Origin of the sequence: Pacificibacter sp. (assembly GCF_039769035.1) — a bacterium.
GTDB lineage: Bacteria > Pseudomonadota > Alphaproteobacteria > Rhodobacterales > Rhodobacteraceae > Celeribacter.
The window spans coordinates 1-8,164 of sequence record NZ_JBDMZG010000117.1 but is presented as its reverse complement, the minus strand read 5'-3'; the positions used below and the strand labels follow the sequence as shown (position 1 = coordinate 8,164).

The 8,164-nt window shown below is 54.8% G+C and carries 8 protein-coding genes and 1 pseudogene; 2 read left to right on the top strand and 7 right to left on the bottom strand.

Annotation, left to right across the window (positions count from 1 at the left end; genetic code table 11):
- Nucleotides 1-113 precede the first annotated feature (113 nt).
- The 7 genes from ABF287_RS10670 to ABF287_RS10640 form a co-directional block, all read right to left on the bottom strand.
- Nucleotides 114-1,373, bottom strand: coding sequence for a hypothetical protein (locus tag ABF287_RS10670; RefSeq protein WP_271548363.1), 1,260 nt, complete (start codon nucleotides 1,371-1,373; stop codon nucleotides 114-116).
- Nucleotides 1,370-2,875: a tripartite tricarboxylate transporter permease gene (locus ABF287_RS10665; protein ID WP_347184990.1), complete on the bottom strand. Its 1,506-nt coding sequence runs from the start codon at nucleotides 2,873-2,875 to the stop codon at nucleotides 1,370-1,372. Before ABF287_RS10665 ends, ABF287_RS10670 begins: the two co-directional genes overlap by 4 nt.
- Nucleotides 2,868-3,374: a tripartite tricarboxylate transporter TctB family protein gene (locus ABF287_RS10660; RefSeq protein WP_271548574.1), complete on the bottom strand. Its 507-nt coding sequence runs from the start codon at nucleotides 3,372-3,374 to the stop codon at nucleotides 2,868-2,870. Before ABF287_RS10660 ends, ABF287_RS10665 begins: the two co-directional genes overlap by 8 nt.
- A gap of 69 nt (nucleotides 3,375-3,443) precedes the next feature.
- Nucleotides 3,444-4,445, bottom strand: a complete 1,002-nt coding sequence (locus ABF287_RS10655) for a tripartite tricarboxylate transporter substrate-binding protein (protein WP_271548573.1) — start codon at nucleotides 4,443-4,445, stop codon at nucleotides 3,444-3,446.
- Between the two features lie 80 nt (nucleotides 4,446-4,525).
- On the bottom strand, nucleotides 4,526-5,296 hold the full coding sequence (locus ABF287_RS10650) for a TSUP family transporter (RefSeq protein WP_271548572.1): 771 nt from the start codon (nucleotides 5,294-5,296) through the stop codon (nucleotides 4,526-4,528).
- Between the two features lie 5 nt (nucleotides 5,297-5,301).
- Nucleotides 5,302-6,288: a 4,5-dihydroxyphthalate decarboxylase gene (locus ABF287_RS10645; protein ID WP_347184989.1), complete on the bottom strand. Its 987-nt coding sequence runs from the start codon at nucleotides 6,286-6,288 to the stop codon at nucleotides 5,302-5,304.
- A gap of 31 nt (nucleotides 6,289-6,319) precedes the next feature.
- A complete protein-coding gene (locus ABF287_RS10640; RefSeq protein WP_347184988.1) occupies nucleotides 6,320-7,006 on the bottom strand; it encodes a fumarylacetoacetate hydrolase family protein in 687 nt (228 codons plus the stop codon).
- A gap of 184 nt (nucleotides 7,007-7,190) precedes the next feature.
- On the opposite strand from ABF287_RS10640, the gene ABF287_RS10635 reads away from it, so the two are divergent.
- Together ABF287_RS10635 and ABF287_RS10630 are read left to right on the top strand one after the other, a co-directional pair.
- The gene (locus ABF287_RS10635; RefSeq protein WP_347184987.1) at nucleotides 7,191-7,877 is read left to right on the top strand and encodes an FCD domain-containing protein; all 687 of its coding nucleotides are present in this window, start codon (nucleotides 7,191-7,193) and stop codon (nucleotides 7,875-7,877) included.
- Between the two features lie 67 nt (nucleotides 7,878-7,944).
- Nucleotides 7,945-8,103 (top strand): annotated as a pseudogene (locus ABF287_RS10630) (IS6 family transposase); the annotation flags it as partial.
- Between the last annotated feature and the right edge of the window lie 61 nt (nucleotides 8,104-8,164).

Here is an 8,164-nt window from a genome sequence, read left to right as displayed (position 1 = left end):
GTCACGCACCATCATCACTGACCTTGTCGAGGCCTCGTTGCGCGCGCTTACACGGCGGATACCAAGGGCGGATTTGTTGGGATCAACGCTGGGGGCCAGCAGGTCAGGATCGCTCATAATTTCATCTCCAGTATATCGACGCCGTTGTTACGGTCTAGCACGTAGATCAGTCCATTCTTATCCACATCAACGTCATTAGATTGCGCAGGGCCACCTTGGCCGGGTTCGGGAATGTAATGCGCGACTTCAACTGGTAGATGCGGATCAGCAAGATCCAGCACCCGCAGTCCACCGGCAAACCACGTGGCATAGATTAGGGTGCTATCGAGTTTTTCGCGGAACTGGTGGCCGCCGAAACGCACACCCGGTTGGCCAACCCACGGGCTTGCGCGTTCCGTCAGATCCCAGGCAGAAACTGGCACCATGTTGTTCAGGTCAGTCACGTCCATCACCCAGATAAACCCGTGCAAACGGCCCGGTAAATGGTCATGTTCTTCATCAATCACCACCGCATAGCGCCGCCCATCGATCAACTGCTCCATCGGCATCACCGTATGCGTTGGCTCGGGTATACCCGGTTGGAATCGGTAACTGCCGATGACCTTCGGATTGCTCATATCCGTCGCATCCAGCACGCGGAAACCTGCGTGCCAAACAGCAGCCCAAAGCTCATCACCGCAGCGCATGGCGTGGTGCAGGCGCACGCCGTATCCATCCCACGTTGGCACTTCGCCGCCAGCGAGATGCTGCCCGTCCATATGCCAGCGCGACACTTCTGTGGGGTTGCTTGGATCGCTGATGTCGTAAGTCACAAGGATATTGCCGACATAGCCTTCCATCTCTGTCGAGATATAGGCGTAGCGGTCGTCCATATCAAAACGATGCACGCCAAAGCCGTGAGTTTTCACGTAAGACAGCAGTTTCGGCACTGTTTTGTCAGAGATATCCCAGATGCGGAAGCCGCCCATGTCATAGCCGCGCGCCAAAGTTTCCAGGATGTTCGGAAGATCCGCAGCTTTTAGGTTCAGCTTGGCGGCGATTTCCTCGTCCGACAGCCCCTCTGCCCGCAGGCCCGCGATCTTTTCGCCCCGCCGCAAAGGATGACGGCGATCCTGTTCGACATTGGTGATCATGATGTTGTCGACCACGCGAACCTTATGGGTGTGCGAATACTCATCCGGCGGCTCTATATGCGCGACAACCACAGGCTTGGCAGGATCGCGAACATCGATGATTGAAGTGCCCATAGGCGGCTTCATATGGCCGACATAGGCATAGCCGCCTTCAACAACGATCTGCCCGCCGCCTGCAATATCCAAACGCGCAATTTTGCGAACATTCCGCGCCAGTTCGTATTCGACTTCGACCTTCATTTCGCCACCCCTTTTTGTTTGCGTCGCCAGTTAAAAAAGATCGGCAAGATCAACGACAGCACCAGCCCGACCCATAGAACATTGCCTAGGTTGGACGAGAATAGCGTCAGGATATCGCCATCAGATTTCTTCAGCGCGAGCAAGAAATAGCGCTCCAACAGTGGCCCCAGAATGATCCCGATCAAAATTGCCGCCACATGGTAATTGGTGCGCCGCGCGATATAGCCCAGCACGCCAAAGCCAAGGGCGAGGTACATGTCGAACATGTATTCCCGCGGAACGAAACCACCGACCAGCGTGAACGAGATGATCATTGGTGCCAGATAGATTGTTGGGATCGTCGTTACCCGGCTCATATATCGGCTCAGCGGCAGGATGGTGAAAAGCATCAGGAAATAGGCAACTGCCATCGCCATGAACATGCCATAGCCAACCTTTGGTTGGTTCTCGAACAGCGACGGGCCAAAGCTAACCCCATGGAACTGCATGACAACCAGCATGATCGCGGCGGTCGCACCGCCGGGAATGCCAAGGACAAGCAAAGGCACCAGCGTGCCCGATGTGACCCCGTTATTGGCGGATTCCGGGGCGATCAAACCCTCTGGATGACCAGTGCCGTATAATTCCGGCGTTTTGGAAAAGCTGCGCGATTGTTGATAGGCGACAAAGCTAGCAATCGACGCGCCTGCACCGGGAATGACGCCGATAACCAAGCCGATAATCGACGTCCAGATGATGTGCCACCAGCGTGACAACGCCATGCGAATACCCTCAAACGTGCTATCCCAATTGCCGCTGGCCACTTCACCGCCTCTAGCAACGATCACTTTTTTCTCGATGATGATGAACGCCTCTGATACGGCGAACAACCCGACCAGTGCCGGAATAAGCGGCACACCGTCGTAAAGTTCCAGGAACCCGAATGTCGCGCGCGGCGTGGCATAAACCACGTCGGTACCAATCGATCCGATCATCAGGCCCAAGAAGCCCGCGATCAAACCTTTCAGCATGTCTTTCGACGCAATCGACGCGATAAGCGAGATGCCGAACAGCATCACCACGATCATCTCGACCGAATGCATGTAAAACCCGACGCGGGCCAAGATTGGCATCGTCGCGAGCGCAATGATTGTCGTCAGCAAGCCGCCGATGGACGAGGACACAAAGGAAATCGCCAGCGCCTGCTGGCCTTTGCCCTGTTTCGCCATCGGATAGCCATCAAGCGGCGTGGCAGCGGCCCCCGCAGTTCCCGGAATATTGACCAATATGGCCGGAATGCCCGCGCCCATGCGCGACGAGCAGTAAAGCGTGACCATAAAGATCAGCCCGGTTTGCAGCGTCATGGCAAGCGTCAGCGGCATCAAGATGATGATCGTGTTGGCGGCTGAAAATCCGGGGATACCGCCCACGATCAATCCAAGGAAAATCGTTGGAATGATAACCCACCAGAACGTGAGCGTCTCAAAGAAAACCTCGATCAGAATTGCGAGTGTCTCACCCATTGGCCAGCACCGCCTTCATCGTCGTTTCAAACCAGCCACGCGGAAACCGCGTGTCAAAGGCCCAGATAAATACAGCCCAGCCGCCAAGTGCCATGATGGCAGAAACCATAGCGATAAAGACCGGACGCTTGCCCTTTGCCAGTATGATCATGCTGATCGAAAGGAACAGGAATGTTGTAAAGGTGAAGCCAAGCATTTCAATTAAAAAGCAAAATCCAATCGTGGTGACCAGCAACCCAATCCGGCCTGTGTGCAGATCTTCGCGGCTGAAAAGGTTGGAAAATCCTAGTGATGCCTCGCCCCGGCGTAACCAGATACCACAGCGAATGATGAAAATCCCGCAAACCAGCAGCAATATCCCACCGACCGCAAAGGCGCTCACCTGCGCGGTCCACGGAGAATTCCAGATCGAACTGAAAAAGTAGAGCGTGAACACGACCGCAAGAACTGGGATGACCAGTTCTCCGCCAAGCTGTCGCTGCATTTTGTTGTTGTCCATTGTCCGTCCTACCTGTACCGAGTTTGGCCAAAAAGGCGGGCCAAAGGGTTTCCCGGCCCGCCGATTTACTTATGCGCCGCTGAGCAGGGCTTTGTATTTCGCACCCAGTTCCAGCATCGCGTTTTTGAAGGTTTCGCATTCTTCAACGCCGCCATAGCTCAGATATTCCGGCGTCCCTTTGGAGGCGATGTAAGCCTCTAGCAACGCCGGATCATCGAACGTCGCCTTGAACGTGCTGTTAAGCAAATCCATGCGATCAGGGTGATCATCCGCAGCCTTTTTGTGGATGCCAAACGCGCGGCTCGACAGCATTTCCGGCAGATCAGTGCCATAGACCGAGTTCATCGAAGGCGCGTCATTTAACGCAGCCCCGACCCGGTTTTCACCAAAGACCAGATGCGTGCGAACCGCTTCACCCGCAGCGATGACCGAGCCAGACGTGAGGACAGAGAAATCAACCTCGCCGGTGACAGCGCCAGCGACGGTGTTCTTACCGCCCGAAAGTGGGATCAGATTGAACTGCGCACCCGTGGCTTCGCCCAACGCCAGCAAACCAATAGAGGCCGGATGTGCCATGCGGCTTGTGCCAACATTCAATTTGCGCTTTTTGCCCTCGGCAATCACGTCATCGAGTGTTTTCAAGGGGCTTTCAGCACCAACAAACAAACAACCCGGATCCTTATCGACCTGACCAAAATAGATGTAGTCATTCACGTCAAAGGTCGGCGCTTGGATCGCCCAATTCAGAACCTCTGGCCCCATATTGCCAAAGATCAGGCTATAGGCATCGGGCTTGTTCTTGCCCATATAGACCTCATATCCAACACGGCCAGACGCGCCGGGGAAGAAGCCTGGTTCAAAATCAGTGCCTAGCTTAGTTTTCCAGATGCTTGTAAACGCACGGAAATTTCGGTCTGCGCCGCCGCCTTCGCGCGTCGGAATGATGACCGATATATTGCGCTCTGGATAATCCGCCGCGCGTGCGATTTGCGGAGCGGCAAGTGCGATTCCCGTTGCGGCAACGCCAGTGCCCAGGAACCGGCGACGGCTTAGATTTGATCGTTTAGTCATAGTATCCTCCCAGTTTCATTTATCGTCACGCGTCTCTTTGATGTTTCCGTTCTGGCCGCGTTGTTCCCGAACGGGTCTGTTTATATTTCTGCCTCGGGGCCTCCGAAAATCAACAACGACGCCCCGGCATAAATCAGCCGCAGCGCCAAAATTGTCAGCACCGCATTCAGCGCGAATTTGAATCGCTTTTCGTCAATCCGTGCCAAGGCCAAGCGACCCACTAAAGTACCAAGCATGCCAAATCCAATCAGCATCGCGATCAATCCAGCCCATGCAGCGAATGCAAATCCCAGTAGACCAAAAGCGATGGTTTTTAGCAGGTGCTGAACCGTCATTAGCATAGCATGGGTGGCAACATGGCCATGGCGATCCAGCTTTTGCGCTTTGACATATGTGGCCACAAACGGCCCGGTGCCGCCGAAAAACATCGTCAGAAAGCTTGAAAACAAGCCCGTAACCATGCCAGAGCGTTGCAAAAAGGCAGGAGGCGTGGCGAGCACGGACCACAAGATGAACAGCCCAACGCCAACTTGAATCCAGCCGGGATGTAATTGCACAACGACAGACCCGCCCACGAAGATGCCAATCAACGCGCCGATCGAGAACGCTCCCAGCAGCTCGAACCGCATGTATTTGACCATCAAAGCCGCACGTCCGGCGTTGCTGCCCAATTGAACAAGCCCATGCACCGGAATGATCGCCGCCGCTGGCAGTAACGTCGCCAACGCGGCCAACATAACCGCACCACCGCCGATGCCAAAAGCGACGGTGATAAATGAACCTATAAAGCTGACGGCCAACAATGTCCCGGCAATCGGCCACCCGAGGCCAGCATGTAGAATGTCACCCATCGCGCTCATGTCCTCAACACGGACGGATGAAACAGCGCCTCTGGCGTCACACGCGCTGCGGCAAGATGTTGTTGCACTGAATAGCGGCAGATCGCGTCGATCTCTGCCCGGTTGGCCGCGAATCCATAGCTCCAATAATCTGGGCCTAACGTGGCTAAAGTCCGTTCCATCGACGCATTCAGCCATGGCAAAGACAGACGGTTCGCATTGCCAAGCCAGACAGCGCGCAGCCGCTCCATTGCAATGTCGCGCGCGTGGACAAAACCGTCATACAAGGCGCGCACCAAATCAGGATGCTCATCGGCAATCGTGTTACGGATGCCGATCAAATGCATGATCGGAAAGAACCCGGTTTTGCGATGATAAGCTTGCTCTGCCAGTTCAAAATCCGGGATCAGACGCACCAGATCGGGATGCCCGTCCAAAAACGCCTTTGGCGGTTTTGGGGCCAACAACCCGTCAATTTCACCACGCAACAGCAGGTCTTGCAGGGTGTCGCCCTCGGCAATCGGATCAACCACCATGTCAGGCGGCAGGGCCAGTTCAAGCCGTTCACGCCGCACGCCTTCGTCCAAGGCCCCTGTACTCCAGTGAATTTGATCGCAACCCACGCCATATTCATCCGCAAGAATTCCGCGCATCCAAAGTGCAGCAGTCATCTGATATTCAGGCACTCCAATCCGACGCCCGGCAAAATCTGCGGGGCTTTCGATGCCAGAGCCTGCCCGCGCAAAGAACCCGCTATGCCGGAAAGCACGACTGACAAAAGCCGGGATTGCCGTGTAGTCAGATCCGCCGCGTGACAATTGCAGGATATAGCTGGACACCGACATTTCAGTAATATCGAACCGCGCGTCTTGCACCGCCCATGGGAACAGCTTGGACGTTGGGTGAACCTCACATTTCAGCGAAACGCCTGGCACGGCGACGCGACCATCATGGATCGCCATCACGCGATCATGGTCCCAAGTTCCAAGTGTCAGTTCCAGCATCGCCTCTCCCACGTAGGCCGTGCGCGTGTCGTCACACGACCTTGACTTCCATGCTGCCCAAGCCTTCGATGCTCATCACCATGACATCGCCCTTTTCAACAGCCGCAACGCCTGCGGGCGTGCCCGACATGATGACGTCACCAGCCGTCAGTTCGAAATACTTGGACAAGTAGGAAATCATTTCCGGCACTTTCCAGATCATCTGGTTGAGGTCGCCCTCTTGGCGGATCTCTCCATTGACCTTCAACTCAACACGACCCTGATCAAGATGCCCGACCGCCGACACCGGATGCAGCGGGCCACATGGGCCAGAGCGTTCAAAAGCTTTGCCAATTTCCCAAGGCCGGCCCATCTTTTTCTGCGCGCCCTGTAGGTCTCGACGGGTCATATCAAGCGACAAACCATAGCCAAAAACATGGTCCAGCGCCTGATCAAGCGGGATGTTCACCCCACCGGATTTCAGCGCCACCAACATTTCTGTCTCGTGGTGTACATCGCTGGAATGGGGCGGGTATGGAAACTCACCAGACGGGTCCAGATTGTTTGGATTCTTCTGGAAAAAGAACGGTGGCTCACGGTCTGGATCATGGCCCATCTCAACCGCGTGCGCAGCATAGTTGCGACCGATGCAATAGACACGACGTACAGGAAACATTGCATCCAAACCAGCGACTGGGACACCAACGACTGGCGGGGTTTCGATCACATACTCTGACATCAACTCCTCCGAAATCTGGCGATTCTTAGCCCAAGTGTAGAACCAGCGGCAACCTAGATCAATCTAAATCAATACAAAGAATATTTGCAATTTATGTTGTTTTATGTTGTTTGTATTGATCGATCCATTATATCCAATAGCTATGGTGCAATTAGTCGACCAATCTTTAGACGCCCTTATTCCGATGACGCATCGTGAAACGTCTGAGGAGCAAGACGCAATTGCCAGTCTGCGATGCTTTATCGACGCGGGATCTTACGCGCCCGGGGATCGCTTGCCTTCTGAGCGAGAAATGATCGCAAAGGTGGGATTACGGCGGATCACCCTGCGCAAAGCGTTGGACGCCTTAGAGCGTGAAGGCGCGATTTGGCGGCATGTTGGAAAGGGAACGTTTGTCGCCCAGCCTAGCAACACTGACAGTGTTGGTGTTATCGCGATGCTTAAACAGAAAATGACGCCGGTTCGGATGGTGCAAGCTCGGCTGTGTATCGAACCATCGTTGGCACGCGAGGCCGCAATCCATGCTTCACGGGAAGCCATCGCGCGCATTAACTTTGCCAAAGACAGCGCCAAAGCAGCGGCCAACTGGGCCGACTACGAAGCACAAGATGACGCGTTTCATCGGGCCGTGGCAGAGGCATCGGATAATACGCTTCTTTTGTTATTGTTCGATCAGCTCAACCACGTTCGACGGGCCGTTGCAGACAATGAAGTTGTGCGTGGATCAAATCGACCACCCTGCGAACATTCCAGCTTTGCAGAGCACGAAAGCGTCGCCCAAGCAATCGAAGCCCGCGATCCAGCCGCAGCGCAAAATGCAATGCGCGCCCATATCGGATCTGTGTCTGAAAGGCTGTTTGGGCAGGATTAAGGCGCTAAAGGGCAGTGTCAGAGGAAACTGGCTTGTGCAGGGCAGGGTGGTTTCGTAGCCTCGCCGTATGCCAAAACACTCCCCATTCAGGTCCTTTAAAACGAGCCTAGAGATCATCCGCTTTGCGGTGATGCTGTACGTTCGTTTTCCGCTCTCACTCCGTAATGTGGAAGATCTTCTGCACGAACGCGGTGTTGAGATCAGCCACGAAACAGTTCGGTTTTGGTGGAGCTACCAAAAGTAAAGGCTTCCCGTGGGAGGAAGGAAAGCCTTAGGTCGATTGCTGC